Consider the following 17,548-nt stretch of genomic DNA (forward strand, 5'->3'; position numbering starts at 1 on the left):
TGTAAATTTTGTTTTGTGGTAATCCTAAGATTCCACGTTATCTTCTTAAACGAACTATCTTGTTACTCTCTTCATCATGTCAAAGAACTGTGCTCCGCGTCTTCCGAAACTTGATGCGCTGATCGTTCTCAGCGCCGTACTACCCGATTGGGAGTGCAAAGGTGCACCTCTTTTTTTTCATACGCAAGTACAAGGCAAAAGTATTTTGAAAGTTTTTTTGAAATAATTTGTAAAAAGCTCAAAATGAGGAAAATGTGCCCCGAAAATATTTTGAAGTTTTTTTACGGGGTTGGGTTAAGGTATGGAAACAGGGCTGGAATGGATGGGAATGAGGTTGTGGGTTCTTTTTCTGGTTGTGGGGAGGTGGGTTTGTTTGTGGTTTTGTTCCTATATATAAGGAAGGAGAATGTTTTGTTCAGCAAGGCAGGTTTGCGGATGGTTCATAGGAGGCTCCGAAGGAGCCGTGGGAAGCTTGGTCGTACTTGATTGCTATAAACAGGTGGCTCCGAAGGAGCCCTAAGAAGCTTGGTCGTATTTGATTGCTATAAACAGGAGGCTCCGAGGGAGCCCTAAGAAACTTGGTTGAATTTATTTGCTATAAACAGGTGGCTCCGAGGGAGCCTGGGACATTACGGGATTTGATTTTTGATAGAAACAGGGAGCCCCAAGGGAACTGAGAAAATTTCGAAAATCATTCCCGGTTAGGAATAGTATACTTAGTGATACGTCTAATAAACAACAATTCTAATGATCCAAAAAACATTCATTAGAAGCTTTATCAAAGATTGGCTTATCTTCATTATGTCTATATTTTGAAGTCATCTACTTATTTTCCACCCAAGTAAATTAAGAGGTGACAGTTTAGCTTACTGTCTCTTCTAAAACTGAGTTTAAATAAAAAATGCCTTGCTTACTGAACAAGGCACTTTCTGGATTGCAAATAAAGATTTCTTACTTGCCCAATTTTGAAACAACTTCTTCCAGGTTTATTTTCATTGCTTTTTGCCCTTCCGGTGAACCAAAGTCTGAATACAACTCTGATAAAACTGAATTTGCAGAAACTACTGAAACCCCCAACTGGCGCAGATAATCAAAACTCAGATCATCAGCCAATTTGCTCATACTTCCACAAGCGTCGGCCACAACCATCACTTCATAACCATTACGTAATGCACCTTGCATGGTGTGCAACAAACATATATCTGTTGTTAAGCCACAAATAATCAGTTTCTTTTTGCCTAATGCTTTTACTGCCTCGTTAAATTTAGAGTCAAGAAAACAGTTGATAGTTCCACCACGTTTGATGCGATTTGCATATTGTGCTGGTGCTAATTTTTGAATGTCTTCCCAAGTTTGTCCCACTTGTTCTTCCATTGTAGTTGTAATCAATAATGGTACTTTTAATTCAGAACCAATACGAGCCAACATGCGCAAATTGTTCTCTACATTTTTTTTATCCTGGCTGTAAATCCAATTCATTGTCATTGTTTGGTGGTCAACTAAAAGAATGGCGGAATTTTGTGGTGTGAATTGCGTTGGTACTTTCGCTGTCTGTCCAAAACTTGATACTGAAACCATTGTTGCTACTACAAGCAACGCTGTTTGAAATACTTTTGTCATCATTATATTTTTATTATTGTTAATAAGGATACAAATATAACTAGCTTTACTTACTCATATATAGCAGTTACCTATGAGTAAGTAGTTACCAAAAAGTAAGTAGGATGGAAAGCGAAACGAAAAATAATACTTGTCCTTTTAGATTAAGGGCGTCAAGAGATGCTTTGGAAATCATTCAAGGTAAATGGCGTATTCCCATTGTAATTTCTTTAACATATGGAACTAAGCGTTTCGGCGAAATACAAAGAGATATTGGTGATGTGTCGCCAAAAATGTTGTCGCAAGAGTTAAAAGCATTAGAAGAAAACAAAATCATCAGTCGCACTTTATATGATAGTATGCCCGTAACTGTTGAGTATTCACTCACGCCACTTGGTCAGTCAATGAATAAATTGTTAGATGAATTGCTAAACTGGGGAAACCATTTCAGGAAAGAGATTGTCGGCTAATAATTGCCGAACCAATCAGCTTATCTAATCACGTTCACTCAAATCCTCTTTACGTTTAAGAAGAATTCTTTTGCTCAAATAATGATCGCCAACCATTATCATGAAAAGCAATAAACCAATCCATAACAAATTCTTACTTCCAGTCCAGTGCTGGTAAGAGAATAAGGCTCCGAGTGAAAGCACTGAAATCGTTGCAAGCATCAATACTGCTCTAAGAATTGTGATGTAAGTTTTCATATATTCTGGCTAAGATTTAATTCCGTTCCTGAATACAGGCCTTGACTAAACAATAGTATCTATTCTGACAAACCTTTATAAAATGAAAGGTGCTCTCAATTAAAACTGAGAGCACCTTCAATATATTGTATTTCGTCAGATCAAGATCCGCAGGCTTCGCATCCTTCCGGATCGTCGAGCGAGCATTGCATATCAGAACGGCTGTCACGCGATGCAACTGGTTTTGTATGATCTTCGGCATATTGTACATAGTTCAGTGCTTTTTCAGCAACAACTTCTGTAACCGGTTCGATCTGTGCTTCTGCCTGTTTTCCTAAAGTGAATTGGACAGGAGCCGATGCTGCACGGGTACGTAAATAATACATACCTGTTTTCAATCCTTTTTTCCAGGCATAGAAGTGCATTGAAGTCAGCTTACCAAAATTCGGTTCTTCAAGGAAAATATTAAGTGACTGCGACTGGCAGATAAACGCGCCACGATCGGCCGACATATCCAGGATACTACGCTGCTTAATTTCCCAGGCCGTTTTGTAAAGATCCTTAATGTTCTGAGGAATATTTGGAATAGCCTGAACAGAACCGCTGGCCCGAACCAGATTATTTTTCATTTCCTCATCCCAAAGACCAAGTCTGACCAGATCCTTTAACAGATATTTATTTACAACTACAAATTCTCCTGAAAGAACACGCCGTACATATATATTGGAAGTGAATGGCTCAAAACATTCATTATTACCCAAAATCTGGCTTGTAGAAGCAGTTGGCATTGGAGCAAGTAATAATGAATTTCTTACACCATTCTGAATAACTCCTTTTCTTAACTTCTCCCAATCCCAACGCTGACTGTCTGGTTTTACACCCCACATATCAAACTGGAAAATACCCTGTGAAATCGGGCTGCCTTCCCATGTCTGGTATGGACCGTGAGCTTTTGCCAATTCCATAGATGATTCCATCGCACCATAATATATGGTCTCGAAGATATCTTTGTTCAGCTGACGTGCTTCATCAGAATCAAACGGCATACGCATCATGCAAAAAGCATCTGCCAATCCTTGAATACCAATTCCAATCGGACGGTGTCTTTTGTTACTATTTTCAGCTTCCGGAACAGGATAATAATTCAGATCAATGATCTTGTTCAGGTTGCGGGTAATCACTTTTGTGATCTCATATAATTTCTGGTGATCGAAACGATAAAAACCGTCCGCCTGCATTTCTACAAATTTCGGCAATGCAATCGAAGCCAGATTACAAACCGCTACTTCATCCGGAGCTGTATACTCCATGATTTCTGTACAAAGATTTGATGATTTAATCGTTCCCAGGTTTTTCTGGTTAGATTTAGAATTTGCGTGATCTTTGTACAACATATATGGTGTACCTGTTTCAATCTGCGATTCAAGAATTGCAAACCAAAGATCCTGTGCTTTTATCGTTTTACGGGCTCTTCCTTCAAGCTCATATCTTTCGTAAAGTTTTTCAAATTCTTCACTGTGCGTATCGGCAAGTCCCGGACACTCATGCGGACAGAATAATGACCAGGTGTCATTAGCTTCCACACGCTTCATAAACAAATCAGGAATCCACATGGCGTAAAAAAGATCACGCGCACGCTGCTCTTCTTTACCATGATTTTTTCTTAAATCAAGGAAATCAAAAACATCTGCGTGCCATGGTTCCATATAAATTGCAAAAGAACCTTTACGTTTTCCGCCGCCCTGGTCAACATAACGAGCCGTATCATTGAATACACGAAGCATCGGAACAATACCATTGGACATTCCATTGGTACCTTTAATATAGGAACCCGTCGCACGCACATTATGTATGCTCAACCCGATACCACCCGCCGACTGGGAAATCAAAGCACATTGTTTCAATGTATCATAAATACCATTGATGCTGTCTTCCTTCATTGTCAAAAGGAAGCAAGAAGACATTTGTGGCTTTGGCGTTCCTGCGTTAAACAAGGTAGGCGTCGCATGGGTAAACCATTTTTCAGAAAGCAGATGATACGTCTCTACCGCGGCCTGAACATCTTCCTGGTGAATCCCGATTGCAACACGCATCAACATTTGTTGGGGGCGTTCTACGATTTTACCGTCTACCTTTAATAAGTATGATTTTTCAAGTGTTTTGTAACCAAAATAATCATAGGCATAATCACGATCATATATAATTGTGGAATCGAGCAAAGAGGCATTCTGACGGATCACTTCGTAAACCTCTTTGGAAATTAAAGAAGCATTTTCACCTGTTTTTCCGTCAACATAAGTGTAAAGGCGTTTCATGGTTGCTGAAAACGACTTCAACGTATTTTTATGAAGATTTGAGATCGCGATCCGGGCGGCCAAAATTGCATAATCCGGATGCTTGGTAGTCATAGAAGCGGCTGTTTCCGCAGCAAGGTTATCCAGTTCAGCGGTAGTAACACCATCATAGATTCCGGATACAACTTTTTTGGCTACTTCTATGGGCTGGATGTAATTATTATCGAGGCCATAGCTCAGCTTCTCAATACGGGCAGTCACTTTGTCGAATTTTACCGACTCACGGCGACCGTCACGCTTTATTACGTACATGGACATGTGAAATATTTTCTGAGGTGAAAGATTTAAAGTTGATAATGAATTTTTCTGGAGGGACGTGAATAATTTTCTTTGAAATAACTCAAAATAAATTGAAACTGCAAGTCGGATTTAAGCTTTTTAAGTCACAAATTTTAACAACATAATTTATCAAATTGTTAAGATTCTCGTAACAAGTCAATTAAGATAAAAATTAGTGTAAAAGATATTTCAGAAAATTTTTATTATCATTTTTCCAAAAAAATTTGCAACTTTTTTTTGGAAACTTTTACGTAATTACAAAATATAGATTAGTATAACAATTGATATTCAACAAATTATAAAATATTTACTTTACGGTGAAATTTAAAATTTGTAAACTTTTTTAAAATCGCGGGTATATTTCTCTACACAATACTTTAATTATTTTTAATCCAATTCATTAATTCAACTACAAATTAGCCATATGGATAAGCCTTTTGAGCACCAGTCAAGAAGAACATTTCTGAAACAAACCGCTGGTTTGTCAGCAGGCTTTGCAATAGGAGCAGAAACGTTTGTACATGCCTCCGATTTTGACAGTGATCTATCAAAGTTTTCATTACCCTTAGGCGTTTATGCATCCTATGAAAAAGCCGATTTGCTAAAACAGTATGGCTGTTCCTATATTGAAGAATCAGTTGGCGGTTTTCTCATCCCGAAAGATGGTGACATGCAGTATGCCAAAAATCTCCGGCAATTAAAAGACGAAAAATTCCCCATTCGTTCTTATGTAATTCTTTTGCCGGGACAACTAAAAACATTGGGCCCGGATGCGAATCATGAAGCCATTTTGCAACGGACTGATCTTGCACTGAAACGCGCAAAAGAGTGCGGATCAAAATATATTGTTTTTGGCAGCGGTGCTTCCCGGGTCATTCCGGAAGGATTTGACCGGGAAAAGGCAAAAGCACAACACATAGAACTAAGTAAAAAAATGGCTCCGCTTGCTGAAAAATATGGTGTAAAAATTGCTTTGGAACCTCTGAATCGTGGAGAAACCAATTTTATCAACAGTTTGGCCGAAGGTGTTGAAATCATTGATGCCGTGAACAGCCCGTCCTTCCAATTGCTTTGTGATATTTTTCATATGTCAAAAGAAGATGAGCCGGCCGACCAGATTGTCAAATTTGGCAAGCATATTGTCCATTGCCACATTGCAGAAAAAAAGGACAGGACACCACCCGGCGTTGCCGGAGATGACTTCAGACCTTATTTAAGTGCCTTAAAAAAAATAAAATACAAAGGCGGGCTTTCTATTGAATGTTTTGTGTATCAGGATTTCGACAGTCAGTCCAAAAAAGGGATTGAGGTACTTCAAAAGCAGATTAGTGAAGTCTGATTTTGAATAATTTAGACACATCGCGTAGATATTGAGAAAGATAACTCAAAATTGCTTGGTTTACTTGATAAGAATTTTTACTTTTGCAATCCTTTTTGAGAATTGTATAGAATCACATAATTGCATATACCAATGAAAAATGATATTCATCCCAATTACAGAGAAGTAGTATTCTGGGATTTATCCAGCGACGACAAATTTATAACACGCTCTACAATCGAAACCAGCGAAAACATTACCTGGGAAGATGGAACAGTTTATCCTGTTTACAAAGTGGAGGTTTCTTCTAAGTCTCACCCATTCTACACAGGTAAAAATGTACTTGTTGATACTGCGGGACGTGTTGATAAATTCAGAAAACGTTACGGTACAAAAGAAACTACTGAAGCTTAATTTTATTTAAAATTAAAATCTTCAAAGAAAGCAGTCTCTAAGCGAAAGCGATCAGAGACTGCTTTCTTTTTTTGTCGGTACGAAAAAAATGGCCGAACTTTGGTGATACATACTAAAACTGAATATGCGTAGTATTATCCTGTTCGACGATCCAGAAATTCGCTTACAATTATTACCATTTACATATACAAGACCAGTCGCCGGTATCCGCTGCGGAATCCAGACGATTGCTGAAAAGTGGAGTCAATGGTTGCAAACTGAAATTTCTTATCAGACTGAACCATATCTCGCGCATCGATTTCCACTGATAACATCCGAAGACAACCTTTATATAAACGGAGCGCTTTGTCCTGACGCTTTATTAATTGAAGCAATTGAAAATCTTTCTCCCGAATCATTTCTTTTATCAAATGATAATAAGATTTTAGCGGTTCGGACTTCTTCTTCCGAATGGACACCAAATGAAGATCCGGCAAAATTAATCAGTCAGACCTACACTGAACCAATAGTTTTTATTCGTCAAGTCTGGGATATATTCTTAAACAATGGCGCACAGATTAAATCTGATTTTGACAGAATAACCTCTTCAAAACAATCTGCAAAAATTACAGATCCTTTTACGCACTGTTATAATCCGGAAAACATTTTTGTGGAAGAAGGAGCCGTTATCAAGGCTGCCATTTTAAATGCAGAAAATGGGCCAATCTATATAGGTAAAAATGCGTCTATCCAGGAAGGAGCTGTCATTCAGGGGCCGTTTGCGATTGGAGAAAATTCAGTTTTGGCGCAGGGAACAAAAATAAGACCCAATACAACCGTGGGACCTTTTTGCAAAGTGGGTGGCGAAGTGAGTAACTGTGTTATCTTTGGATACAGTAATAAAGGCCACGACGGATATTTGGGAAATTCAGTATTGGGCGAATGGTGTAATCTGGGCGCGAATACCAATAACTCAAATTTAAAAAATGACCACACTGCTGTGAAAATCCATAGTTATGCAACCGGAAAGCTGGAAGACACAGGCTTACTTTTTTGCGGATTATTTATGGGGGATTATTCCAAAGCAGGGATTTCAACCATGTTCAATACCGGAACTGTTGTTGGCGTGAGTGTCAATGTTTTCGGAGCAGGATTTCAACCTAAACATATCCCCTCTTATTCCTGGGGCGGTAATGCGGAAGGATTTTCTGAGTACCGGTTAGAAAAAGCGATTGCTGTTGCAAAAGATACAGTTGGCCGGCGTGGTGTAATATTCGATGAAAACAATCATAAAATAATGGAACAGGTTTTTGAACAAACTCAAAACCATCGGTAAGTAGCTCATTGCAATTAGCGTCTGGCCGGTCAGCGAACCGGTAGTATGTGATTTGATCAATATAAAAAATAGATTAACTAAAAACCAACGTGCTTTTTAAAGATATTCCAGGACTGACGCCTATCAAATCCACACTTATTCGTTCTGTGCAAACAAGCCATCTGGCTCATGCTTTGCTGTTCGATGGCGCAAACGGAGGCGGAGGATTGGCTCTGGCACTGGCATTTGCCACTTATATCAATTGTGAAAACCGGAGCGAGCAGGATGCCTGCGGCGTTTGTGCCTCTTGTGCAAAAATGAATAAGTTAATCCATCCGGATTTTCATTCCATTTTCCCTATTGCTACTTCTAAAAAAATAACAGGAAATACGAGCGAAGCATTTTTACCACTCTGGCGGACATTTCTGCTGGAAACGCCATACCGCGTCTTACCGGAATGGCTGGATTATATTACTGCCGAAAACAAGCAGGGAAATATTTCAGTGGAAGAAGCAAGAGGAATCCTGAAAAAACTTTCTGTTAAATCTTACGAGGGTGAATATAAAATTCTCTTAATATGGAAACCGGAAATCATGAACGCATCTTCTGCAAATGCGCTCCTGAAAATTCTGGAAGAACCTCCATATAAAACGCTTTTCTTACTGGTTAGCGATCAATCGGATCGATTGTTGACTACCATAATTTCAAGAACACAACGTGTTGCCGTACCTGCTTTTTCTGATGATGAAGTCCGTCAGTTTTTGAAACAACAGGCTGTGAGTGAGACCGTAGCCAATCAAATAGCGTATCTTTGTGATGGCAATCTGTCAGAAGCACTTCGACTTGTAAACGAAACTTCCGATGACCGGTCAGCATGGTTTGCGGAGTGGATGCGGTATTGTTACAAATACGATGTGACAAGTCTTGTAAAACTGGCTGATGCTTTTGACGGAATGAATAAGGAAAAGCAAAAAGGTCTTTTCGAATATGCATTGCGGCTTTTCCGTGACATGCTCGTGTGGAGCCAGGGTGCTGCTGAACTGTTGCGGGTTCCACAAGAAGAACTTACTTTCGTGCAGAATTTTTCTAAGGCCGTTAATTTCGATGCTTTGGAAAATATGGTACAGGAAGTGAACGTTGCTTATTACCATATTGAACGGAACGTAAGGGCAAAAATGGTTTTTCTTGATTTATCATTAACCATAGCGCCATTTTTTCAACGCAGATGAAAAAAAAGATTGATCTTATTGGTGCAACCGATATTGTAGATTTACCAGAACTTGGATGGTATCAGGTTCCTGTCCGCGTTGATTCGGGAGCAACTTCTTCCGCCATTCACTGCGCACGTGTGAAGCTCATCAAAGATGGTGAGCAGGAAAGATTATGTTTCTACCTTGATGTAAAAAAAGGTGCGCCCGAACAATCCTACACTGTAAGCGATTTCAAGGAAACCGTTGTCAGAAACTCATCCGGAAAAGCAGAAAAACGGTATGTGATCAAAACACAGATCGTTATTTTTGGCAGGAAAATACGGACCGAGTTTTCGCTGGCCAACCGTAAAAAAATGAGTTACCCCATTCTTCTCGGGCGAAAATTACTGAAAGGGCGTTTTTTGATTGATGTTTCAAAAAAAGATCTTTCCGCCAAACAAAATGCTGACAAAATCAGGCACAAAAAGAACCCTGATCCGGAGGCCAACCCTACGCTTTTAATCCAATAGATTTATATGAAAATCGCCGTATTATCCACCAATCCTGATCTTTACTCAACAAGGCGTCTGGTGGAGGCAATCAAACAAAAAGGTCACCAGGCTGTGGTTATTGACCATGTCAAGTGCTTTGTCATGATTGAAGGAGGAAAGCCAACCGTCATTTATAAAGGAAAAGCGATAAAAGGGATTGATGCAATCATTCCAAGAATCGGGACTTCGGTCAATGCTTTTGGTTGTGCTGTTGTAAGACAGTTTGAATTGATGAAAGTTTTTACAACCGTAAAATCACAGGCAATTTTGCGGTCCAGAGATAAATTGCGGAGTATGCAGGTTTTGGCAAAATCCGGTGTGGATATTCCAAAAACCGTCTTTGCCAAAAATCCGGCTTTGGTTACCGAACTGATCAATATGGTCGGCGGGCCTCCGGTAGTTATTAAATTGCTGGAAGGAACCCAGGGCGTTGGTGTGGTATTAGCAGAAACCACCAAAGCTGCGAAATCTACAATTGAAGCTTTTTACGGATTACGCGCCAATTTCCTGATCCAGGAATTTATCGCAGAATCCAAAGGCGCAGATATCAGGGCTTTCGTGATTGGAAATAAAGTTGTTGCAGCCATGAAACGCCAGGGACATGAAGGCGATTTCCGCTCCAATTTACACCGCGGCGGCGAAGGTTTTGCCGTAGAATTATCACCAGAAGAAGAACGCACAGCCATAGCAGCTGCCAAAGCATTGGGTGTCAGGATAGCCGGTGTTGATTTATTACAATCAGAACGCGGCCCGTTGGTCATGGAAGTTAATTCTTCGCCAGGTTTAAAAGGAATTGAAGAAATCAGCGGGATCGATGTTGCCTCTTTGATTGTTGCTTACATTGAAGAGAAAATTGTTACGGATGAAGGAGATACGGTTGGGGTTTAGAAAATAAATGCCCTATCATTGTAACCAATTTGGTAACAACCTGTATCTTTACACCACTTCATGAGAATAATAGCAGCTAAAACTTTGAAAGCTTACGGAGAACTTTATCCACAAGCTAAACAAGCATTATTATCATGGCATGAGGAAGTAAAAGTAGCAGATTGGAATTCTCCGAACGAATTAAAAATGCAATATGGAAATGCATCAGTCCTTAACAGTAAAAGGATTGTATTTAATGTTCATGGAAATTATTACAGACTTCTTGTTGATGTAGAATTCAGATTAAAGATAGTTTTTGTAGTCTGGTTTGGAACGCATAAAGAATATGATCAAATAGATTCTAAAACGAAAGGTTATGATAGCTCCAATAAAAAATGATGAACAATACGAGCAATCGCTAAAAAGGATATATTTTTTAATGCAGCTCAATATCAATCCTGATTCATCAGAATCAGATGAATTGGAAATCTTGTCAATTTTGGTAAAGGATTATGAAAATATTCATTTCCCAATTCCAAAACCAAAACCTTTGGAGGCAATAAAATTCAGACTTGATCAAATGGGAATAAGTGAAAAGGAATTTTCAGAAATTCTTGGATACCGTTCCCGTAAATCCGAAATCTTATCCGGAAAAAGAAAATTGAGCTTGGCAATGATTAGAAAGTTAAATGAGAAGCTACAAATCCCTGCCGAGATTCTCATTCAGTCTTACTAATGATTTACATTTCCCATACCAAATATTATCCTTACCCAAAAATAATTAACTAATAGCGCTAATAGCCACAAGCTAATACAGCTAACAGAATCATGCATATCAAAATAGGAACACGCGGTAGTAAATTAGCACTTTGGCAGGCATATTATGTTGAAAACCTGATTAAAAAAGATGGCGTTACTACTGAAATTGTTATTATCGAAACAAAGGGCGATAAAATCCTTGACCGCTCCTTATCTAAAATTGGAAGTAAAGGTGTTTTTACCCAGGAATTGGAAGATCAGCTGAGAAGCGGTGATATTGACATTGCCGTTCATAGCGCCAAAGACCTTCAATCACATCTGGATGATGATTTTGAGTTGATCGCTTTCACAGAACGAGAACATGCCAATGATGTTTTGGTAAGTCATAATACCAGTCTTTCACTGGGTAGTGGAGATCCATTTATTGTAGGAACTTCCTCTACGCGGAGAATCGCAATTCTAAAACATTATTATCCGCATATCAAAATCGTAGATATGCGTGGTAATCTGCAAACCCGGTTCAGGAAACTTGAAGAAGGACAATGTGATGCTTTGTTACTAGCATATGCCGGAGTTCACAGGATGGAATACGACGGTTCCATTGCGGAACATTTGCTGCTCGATGAATTTACGCCAGCTGTTGGGCAAGGAAGTGTGGCTATTGAAACTTCTGTTCATCTTCCGCAGGAAAAAAAAGATATTTTAAGAGAACTGCTCAATCACGAACCGACTGAAATATGTCTTAGGACGGAAAGGGCTTTTTTAAAGCGTTTGCAAGGCGGTTGCAGCATTCCCGTTTTTGCTCTGGCTATTTTAAATCACGAAGAAATTACAATTTCAGGCGGTATCATCAGTCTGGATGGACAGGAATTAATACGTCGTTCTGAAAGCGGGTCAACCGCATTTCCGGAGGAATTGGGTACAGCCTTAGCCGACGAGTTACTGGAAGCCGGAGCGGACCGCATTTTAAAAGATATAAAAACGCAAAACGGTACTTTATAACATTTCGTTTTGTCAATATGCAAAAATCCCCGTCTGCTCGAAGCAAACGGGGATTTTTTTCATGAAGAGCCGATTCTAGTTTTTAATCGGAGGAACAGTTTCTGCGGGTTTCTTTGTACTGTCTGCCGGGGTTGCAGGAACCACAACGGCAGGTTTCTTCTGCGTACTATCCGGAGTTCCGGCCGGTATGATTACTGCCGGAGCTTTTTGAGAAGTACTGTCAGCAGGTGTTGAAATTACTGGTTTCGCTATTGTGCTGTCTGACTTAGTGCTGTCAGGAGTACTCATGCTGCCGACTGGTCTTGGAAGTAAATCCGTACCTGCCGGTCTGGTAGCAGTGCTGTCGGGCAATCCTGCTGGTTTAACGCCCATTCTGTTTGATGCACTGTCGGCAGCTGTTTTAGGAGCCATACCTGCTTGTCCCTGCGGACGGTTAAATCCACCTTGCGGACGGCCTGCGGCTCCCGGAGTAATGGCTGGTGTTGCAGCCGGAGTTGCCTGCTGTGTCTGCACACCGCCACCTGCATCGTTTCCACCACCATCACTTTTCTGGTCATCATTACTTACCGATTTCCGTTTGCGTGGTTTGGTTTCAACAAAAGTCATTTTACCAAAACGATATGAGAAGTTCAGACGGAAACCACGGTTGTAGCGATACATTGTACTAACCTGGTCAAATGTTGCGGATGAAAGATCCGTTTTCATTTTCAGGGCATCGCTCAGGAAGTTTTCCATCGCCAAACCTATACTTCCTCTTTTGTTTTTGAAATCTTTTTTGATACCGAGGTCATACATTCTGAAACCACCGGCCGAACCTTGCAATTGCACCTCTTTACCTCTTGCAAATCCACCACCCTGGATTCCCCAGCCACCTTTCAAAGTAACACCGGTACGGAAACGACCGCTTACTACCACACCACTGTTATGTGATTGAAGCGCTGCCAGCGGACTGTTGTTTTTCAGATTAACATAATATGCATCCAAACCTCCGCCAACAGACCAGATTTTGAACAAAGTTATATTACCGAAGATATTTCCACCGTAGTTCTGTTTTTCTCCAATATTGCCGTAGGTGGTTGTAATTACACCATTGTCGTCGGTAGTACGAATATTTTCAATCGATCCATTGGTAAACCGAGCGAAAGTAGATACGTTGAAATACAAACTATTTTTGAAAAAGCTTGTCCCTAATTCAATCTGATCTGTTAATTCAGGTTTAAGATTAGGATTCCCTCTCGTAATATTCTGCGGGTTTGATGCATTTGTATTCGGGTTCAGGAACTGAATACCCGGACGCTGCAAACGGCGGTTATAACCTAGTTTGATCGTTTGTCCTTTTCCAAAAGTTTTGGCAATATTTAAACTTGGAACCAGATTTCCGTAAGAAGGAAGATTAAGATTGCCGCCTTCTGCCTGTTTTGCATCAATGGTCGTGTATTCATAACGGGCACCTCCCTTAACTGTAAATTTACTTTTGGTGGTAAGGGTATAGGAAGCATAACCGGCCGCTACATTCTGATCATAATTCAGGCTACTGACTGAATCCTGTACATTGTTTGTAAAATAACTGTAATTGCTTATCACCTGACGGAAAATTCCTTTTCCACCAACTTCAAACAACTGATTGTCTTTTACCGGCGTTGCATAGTCAATCTGGATCGTGCTTTCCTGATTCGAGCTTTTGTTATTATTACCCGTCTGACCAACCACTTCACCAATTATATTATTGTTGTATGAATAAAGATCTGCGTCATAATCATTCGTCCGGTTGTTGCGGCTAAACTGACCAAGGATACTTAATTCCTGCTGTGGTTTGCTTAATGTTTTGATATAATCAACATTGACATCCCAGGTTCCCGACAAATCTTTTACGTCCACATCGCGGAAAGAAGATTTTGTTACCCCACTCTGCGTGTTATTGGTTAAAATAGTTTGTGGCGTAAGTGCATTTCTCAAACCATAACGGATACCGGCTGAAAGTGTCGTGTTTTTATCAATTTCATAATCCATACCGAAATTGTAAGAACCGAAAGCACCATTATTTTTTGATTTTGTAATTTGTTGAACGGAGAAATTATCGCCTGTTTGCAAGTTATCTGTTCTGCCTGGCTGGTGATAATTAAAACGGCCAAAACCTCCTAAACTAAAACCTAGCTTTCCTGTCCGGTAATTTCCTCTCAAACCTAAATTTGAACCACGGTTACCAACACCTGTATCAAGATTTAACGTTCCGCCTTGAATCGTACTTTTTTTCGTAATGATATTGATAATACCACCCGAGCCCTCCGCATCATATTTCGCAGACGGCGAAGTAATCACCTCAACCGATTTAATCATATCCGCAGGGATTTGCTTTAATGCATCCGCAACGCTGGTAGCTACCATCGTTGATGGTTTGTTATTGATTAAAACGCGCACATTTGAGTTTCCTCTAAGCGAAACGTTTCCGTCCAGATCCACCGTAAGCATAGGCACTTTCCGCATCACATCACTTGCATCACCACCCTTACTTGTAATATCTTTCTCAGCATTATAAACAAGGCGGTCAACTTTCTCCTCGATCATTTGCGCCATACCTACCACCTGAACTTCATTCAGCTGAACGATATCCGGCGAAAGTACGATTGAGCCCAGATCAAGATCCGTTTTTTTGTCAATTTTGATCCCTTTTATCGTTTTTGTTTTATAACCGATAAATGAGATTAAAATCTTAAAATTTCCGGAAGCAACTTTGGTCATGCTGAAAACACCCTTTTCATCCGTTGTAGTACCATCAACAGGTACATTAGTTTTGTCGTCGATAACTGCCAATGCAGCAAATTCAACAGGATTTTTCGTTAGTGAATCAACCAGAATACCTCTTATTTTACCACTTCCTTTGGGTGCGTCATCAACTGTTCCGGGAATGATAGCTTTTTGTCTTTCACCTCCACGTTGAAAATCACCACCTCCACCGCCCGGACGGCCTCCGCCACCTCCGCCGCCTCCCCCAAACTGTGCAAAAGCAGAAGTAGTCAGCCCAAGGATCAATGCTAATAATGTAAATCGTTTCTTCATGTTCATGGTTATTGGGGCAATGTATTGTGTATAAATCAAGTTCAAAATAAGTTGCTATTAAATTCTAAAAAAAAGGCAATAGATGGAAAGGTAGGTAACACCGATCAAAAGGCATTTCTGGACGATGAGAAGGTGACGGATACCGCTCTCTTTTCCAGGAAATTTTACAAACAGCTGTTTTTCACATATATTAAATAATTATTCCAGTATTTCGTTTCCCCATTCAATGATTTAGGAATTCACTCATAGAGGCTCACAGCCCAACTGTCGATTTATAACTTACTTTGATCGATTGGACTAGGCTCTTTGATTTTTTCCCACTAAGATTGTATTGTGATAAGAAGGTTTAATAAGCGTTGAACAATAATACATGCATGGATACTCCCACAGTTAAAAAATATACTCCGTTTTTCTTACATCTTCTGGGCTGGAGTTTTCTGGCCTTATTTCTTATGTGGCAGCCTTTAAGCTGGCAAATTCAGTTTCCAAATTCATTCTGGATCAAGCAGGCTGTTTTATTTTCACTTTTGATTGCCATATTTTATTTGAACGTCTATTACTGGTTTCCCATGTTTCTGGCGAAAAACCGGTATTGGCGTTTTATTTTATTCAATTTTGTTTCCGTTCTTATACTCGCTACAATTATTGAGCAGGTAAAGGTCTACATCAACCATAGCGAGCAAATGGACCGTGCGTTTAAAATGGCCAGGGAAGCAAATGGTGATAAAAAATCACACGACCGGCTGGATTATTTCGCTATGCTTACTGCATTGATTATCATTGGTATAAGCACCAGCGTTGCCGCCGTGCAAAATGCTGAGCGCGACAAGCAATACAGGCAAAACCTGGAACAGGAAAAAATAAATTCAGAACTTTCTTTTCTGAAAGCGCAGATAAATCCGCATTTTTTCTTCAATACATTAAATAATATATATGCATTAACGGTGATTGACGTTGAAGCAGCCCGTGAGGCTTTACACAAACTGTCACGTATGATGCGATACGTATTGTATGAAACCCAGCACGGTACTGTTTTGCTAAGCCAGGAAATCGCGTTTGCCCAGGATTATATCCAGCTTATGCAGTTGAGGCTCACTGATAAAGTTAGTGTAAGTTTGAAACCGCCCGTTCCGCTGCATGATGTTTCCATAGCACCAATGCTGTTTTTGCCATTTATTGAAAACGCGTTTAAACATGGCGTCAGCGCGGTTCAGCCTAGCCATATCGATATAAAAATCTGGCAGGAAGGTCACAAAGTTTATATTGATGTCCGCAATACGTTGTTTACAGAGAAGAGAACGGTGCTGGACGAAAGTAACGGAATTGGTTTGACAAATACCCAAAGAAGACTGGATTTGCTCTATCCGGGAAAATACCAGCTGGACGTGAGCGAAAATACCAGTGAAAAAGAATTTGAAGTACATCTGGAATTGCAAACTGCATGAACGTATTACAATGCATCGCCGTAGATGATGAGCCTCTTGCACTGGGTTTGGTTTGTGCTTTTATCAACAAAACACCATTTCTGAACCTGGCCGGAAAATATTCCAGTGCTGTGGAAGCTTTGGAAGCTATTCATGAATTATCGGTTGATTTAATATTTCTGGATATTCAAATGCCGGATCTGACCGGAATTGAGCTGGCCAGGATTATCGAAAAGTCAGGGAATCAAGGACCTAGAATTATCTTCACAACCGCATTTAATCAATTTGCACTGGATGGTTTTCGTGTTGATGCGCTGGATTATCTGTTGAAACCTTTTAATTATGAAGAATTTCTGAAAGCGGCTACAAAAGGAAAAGCTTATGTAGAACTGTTACAGCGGGCCGCAAATGGATCTGCCCCGGAAATGAAGGAAGATTATTTATTTCTGAAAGTTGAATATCAGCTTGTAAGAATTGCCTACGATGACATTTTATACGTGGAAGGTTTAAAAGATTATGTCAAAGTGATTTTGAAATCGGATACCAAACCTGTGCTTTCGCTAACCAGTCTGAAAGCTTTGGAAGAAAAGTTACCAGCGGCAAAATTCATGCGGGTGCACCGATCTTTTATTGTAAACCTTGATAAAATCGCCGCCGTTACCCGGAATACGATTCAAATTGGAGCGGTAACCATCCCGGTAAGTGATCAGTATAAAGAAAATTTTAGTCAGTTTTTGAGTAAGTGGATGTGAGG

General features: G+C 40.0%; 17 protein-coding genes. 13 read left to right on the forward strand and 4 right to left on the reverse strand.

Annotated elements, in window-relative coordinates; translation table 11 throughout:
- Positions 1-76 precede the first annotated feature (76 nt).
- A complete protein-coding gene (locus LXL81_RS16625) occupies positions 77-226 on the forward strand; it encodes a hypothetical protein (RefSeq protein WP_234647929.1) in 150 nt (49 codons plus the stop codon).
- 725 nt (positions 227-951) lie between these two features.
- Here LXL81_RS16625 and LXL81_RS16630 read toward each other — a convergent pair.
- Complete coding sequence (locus LXL81_RS16630) at positions 952-1,623, reverse strand: isochorismatase family protein (protein ID WP_234647930.1); 672 nt, start codon at positions 1,621-1,623, stop codon at positions 952-954.
- A 101-nt stretch (positions 1,624-1,724) separates the two neighbouring features.
- Here LXL81_RS16630 and LXL81_RS16635 point away from each other — a divergent pair, with 101 nt between their 5' ends.
- Positions 1,725-2,069, forward strand: a complete 345-nt coding sequence (locus LXL81_RS16635; protein WP_234647931.1) for a helix-turn-helix domain-containing protein — start codon at positions 1,725-1,727, stop codon at positions 2,067-2,069.
- Positions 2,070-2,093: 24 nt separating this feature from the next.
- On the opposite strand, the gene LXL81_RS16640 is transcribed toward LXL81_RS16635, so the two are convergent.
- Together LXL81_RS16640 and LXL81_RS16645 are read right to left on the reverse strand one after the other, a co-directional pair.
- Entirely contained in the window at positions 2,094-2,306 is a 213-nt protein-coding gene (locus tag LXL81_RS16640) for a hypothetical protein (protein WP_234647932.1), read from the reverse strand.
- 140 nt (positions 2,307-2,446) lie between these two features.
- Positions 2,447-4,891, reverse strand: a complete 2,445-nt coding sequence (locus LXL81_RS16645; RefSeq protein ID WP_234648343.1) for a ribonucleoside-diphosphate reductase subunit alpha — start codon at positions 4,889-4,891, stop codon at positions 2,447-2,449.
- Between the two features lie 451 nt (positions 4,892-5,342).
- Between LXL81_RS16645 and LXL81_RS16650 the strand changes: the two genes are divergently transcribed.
- The 9 genes from LXL81_RS16650 to hemC all read left to right on the forward strand — a co-directional run bounded on the left by LXL81_RS16650 (position 5,343) and on the right by hemC (position 12,313).
- The gene (locus LXL81_RS16650; RefSeq protein WP_234647933.1) at positions 5,343-6,257 is read left to right on the forward strand and encodes a sugar phosphate isomerase/epimerase; all 915 of its coding nucleotides are present in this window, start codon (positions 5,343-5,345) and stop codon (positions 6,255-6,257) included.
- Positions 6,258-6,389: 132 nt separating this feature from the next.
- Positions 6,390-6,650 carry a type B 50S ribosomal protein L31 gene (locus tag LXL81_RS16655; protein WP_234647934.1) on the forward strand — a complete coding sequence of 87 codons (261 nt, stop codon included), beginning with the start codon at positions 6,390-6,392 and terminating at the stop codon, positions 6,648-6,650.
- 124 nt (positions 6,651-6,774) lie between these two features.
- Positions 6,775-7,965, forward strand: a complete 1,191-nt coding sequence (locus tag LXL81_RS16660; protein ID WP_234647935.1) for a putative sugar nucleotidyl transferase — start codon at positions 6,775-6,777, stop codon at positions 7,963-7,965.
- 89 nt (positions 7,966-8,054) lie between these two features.
- A complete protein-coding gene (holB, locus tag LXL81_RS16665; protein ID WP_234647936.1) occupies positions 8,055-9,173 on the forward strand; it encodes a DNA polymerase III subunit delta' in 1,119 nt (372 codons plus the stop codon).
- The gene (locus tag LXL81_RS16670) at positions 9,170-9,664 is read left to right on the forward strand and encodes a RimK/LysX family protein (protein ID WP_234647937.1); all 495 of its coding nucleotides are present in this window, start codon (positions 9,170-9,172) and stop codon (positions 9,662-9,664) included. Before holB ends, LXL81_RS16670 begins: the two co-directional genes overlap by 4 nt.
- A gap of 6 nt (positions 9,665-9,670) precedes the next feature.
- Positions 9,671-10,573, forward strand: a complete 903-nt coding sequence (gene rimK, locus LXL81_RS16675) for a 30S ribosomal protein S6--L-glutamate ligase (protein ID WP_234647938.1) — start codon at positions 9,671-9,673, stop codon at positions 10,571-10,573.
- Between the two features lie 60 nt (positions 10,574-10,633).
- On the forward strand, positions 10,634-10,951 hold the full coding sequence (locus LXL81_RS16680) for a type II toxin-antitoxin system HigB family toxin (protein WP_234647939.1): 318 nt from the start codon (positions 10,634-10,636) through the stop codon (positions 10,949-10,951).
- On the forward strand, positions 10,929-11,288 hold the full coding sequence (locus LXL81_RS16685; protein WP_234647940.1) for a type II toxin-antitoxin system HigA family antitoxin: 360 nt from the start codon (positions 10,929-10,931) through the stop codon (positions 11,286-11,288). Before LXL81_RS16680 ends, LXL81_RS16685 begins: the two co-directional genes overlap by 23 nt.
- Before the next feature lie 92 nt (positions 11,289-11,380).
- Positions 11,381-12,313, forward strand: a complete 933-nt coding sequence (gene hemC, locus LXL81_RS16690) for a hydroxymethylbilane synthase (RefSeq protein WP_234647941.1) — start codon at positions 11,381-11,383, stop codon at positions 12,311-12,313.
- A gap of 75 nt (positions 12,314-12,388) precedes the next feature.
- On the opposite strand, the gene LXL81_RS16695 is transcribed toward hemC, so the two are convergent.
- Entirely contained in the window at positions 12,389-15,370 is a 2,982-nt protein-coding gene (locus tag LXL81_RS16695) for a TonB-dependent receptor domain-containing protein (protein WP_310589596.1), read from the reverse strand.
- Positions 15,371-15,744: 374 nt separating this feature from the next.
- Here LXL81_RS16695 and LXL81_RS16700 point away from each other — a divergent pair, with 374 nt between their 5' ends.
- Positions 15,745-16,815 (forward strand): sensor histidine kinase, encoded by a 1,071-nt coding sequence (locus tag LXL81_RS16700; RefSeq protein ID WP_234647943.1) that lies wholly within the window; start codon positions 15,745-15,747, stop codon positions 16,813-16,815.
- Positions 16,812-17,546 (forward strand): LytTR family DNA-binding domain-containing protein, encoded by a 735-nt coding sequence (locus LXL81_RS16705; RefSeq protein WP_234647944.1) that lies wholly within the window; start codon positions 16,812-16,814, stop codon positions 17,544-17,546. Before LXL81_RS16700 ends, LXL81_RS16705 begins: the two co-directional genes overlap by 4 nt.
- Positions 17,547-17,548: the final 2 nt, after the last annotated feature.

This window comes from Dyadobacter sp. CY356, assembly GCF_021440195.1.
Lineage (GTDB): Bacteria > Bacteroidota > Bacteroidia > Cytophagales > Spirosomataceae > Dyadobacter.

What these genes read in the sequence shown, in the direction of transcription:
- LXL81_RS16625 (WP_234647929.1), top strand. Translation starts at nt 77, where the DNA reads ATGTCAAAGAACTGTGCTCCGCGTCTTCCGAAACTTGATGCGCTGATC.
- LXL81_RS16630 (WP_234647930.1), bottom strand. Translation starts at nt 1,623, where the DNA reads ATGATGACAAAAGTATTTCAAACAGCGTTGCTTGTAGTAGCAACAATG.
- LXL81_RS16635 (WP_234647931.1), top strand. Translation starts at nt 1,725, where the DNA reads ATGGAAAGCGAAACGAAAAATAATACTTGTCCTTTTAGATTAAGGGCG.
- LXL81_RS16640 (WP_234647932.1), bottom strand. Translation starts at nt 2,306, where the DNA reads ATGAAAACTTACATCACAATTCTTAGAGCAGTATTGATGCTTGCAACG.
- LXL81_RS16645 (WP_234648343.1), bottom strand. Translation starts at nt 4,891, where the DNA reads ATGTACGTAATAAAGCGTGACGGTCGCCGTGAGTCGGTAAAATTCGAC.
- LXL81_RS16650 (WP_234647933.1), top strand. Translation starts at nt 5,343, where the DNA reads ATGGATAAGCCTTTTGAGCACCAGTCAAGAAGAACATTTCTGAAACAA.
- LXL81_RS16655 (WP_234647934.1), top strand. Translation starts at nt 6,390, where the DNA reads ATGAAAAATGATATTCATCCCAATTACAGAGAAGTAGTATTCTGGGAT.
- LXL81_RS16660 (WP_234647935.1), top strand. Translation starts at nt 6,775, where the DNA reads ATGCGTAGTATTATCCTGTTCGACGATCCAGAAATTCGCTTACAATTA.
- LXL81_RS16670 (WP_234647937.1), top strand. Translation starts at nt 9,170, where the DNA reads ATGAAAAAAAAGATTGATCTTATTGGTGCAACCGATATTGTAGATTTA.
- rimK (WP_234647938.1), top strand. Translation starts at nt 9,671, where the DNA reads ATGAAAATCGCCGTATTATCCACCAATCCTGATCTTTACTCAACAAGG.
- LXL81_RS16680 (WP_234647939.1), top strand. Translation starts at nt 10,634, where the DNA reads ATGAGAATAATAGCAGCTAAAACTTTGAAAGCTTACGGAGAACTTTAT.
- LXL81_RS16685 (WP_234647940.1), top strand. Translation starts at nt 10,929, where the DNA reads ATGATAGCTCCAATAAAAAATGATGAACAATACGAGCAATCGCTAAAA.
- hemC (WP_234647941.1), top strand. Translation starts at nt 11,381, where the DNA reads ATGCATATCAAAATAGGAACACGCGGTAGTAAATTAGCACTTTGGCAG.
- LXL81_RS16695 (WP_310589596.1), bottom strand. Translation starts at nt 15,370, where the DNA reads ATGAAGAAACGATTTACATTATTAGCATTGATCCTTGGGCTGACTACT.
- LXL81_RS16700 (WP_234647943.1), top strand. Translation starts at nt 15,745, where the DNA reads ATGGATACTCCCACAGTTAAAAAATATACTCCGTTTTTCTTACATCTT.
- LXL81_RS16705 (WP_234647944.1), top strand. Translation starts at nt 16,812, where the DNA reads ATGAACGTATTACAATGCATCGCCGTAGATGATGAGCCTCTTGCACTG.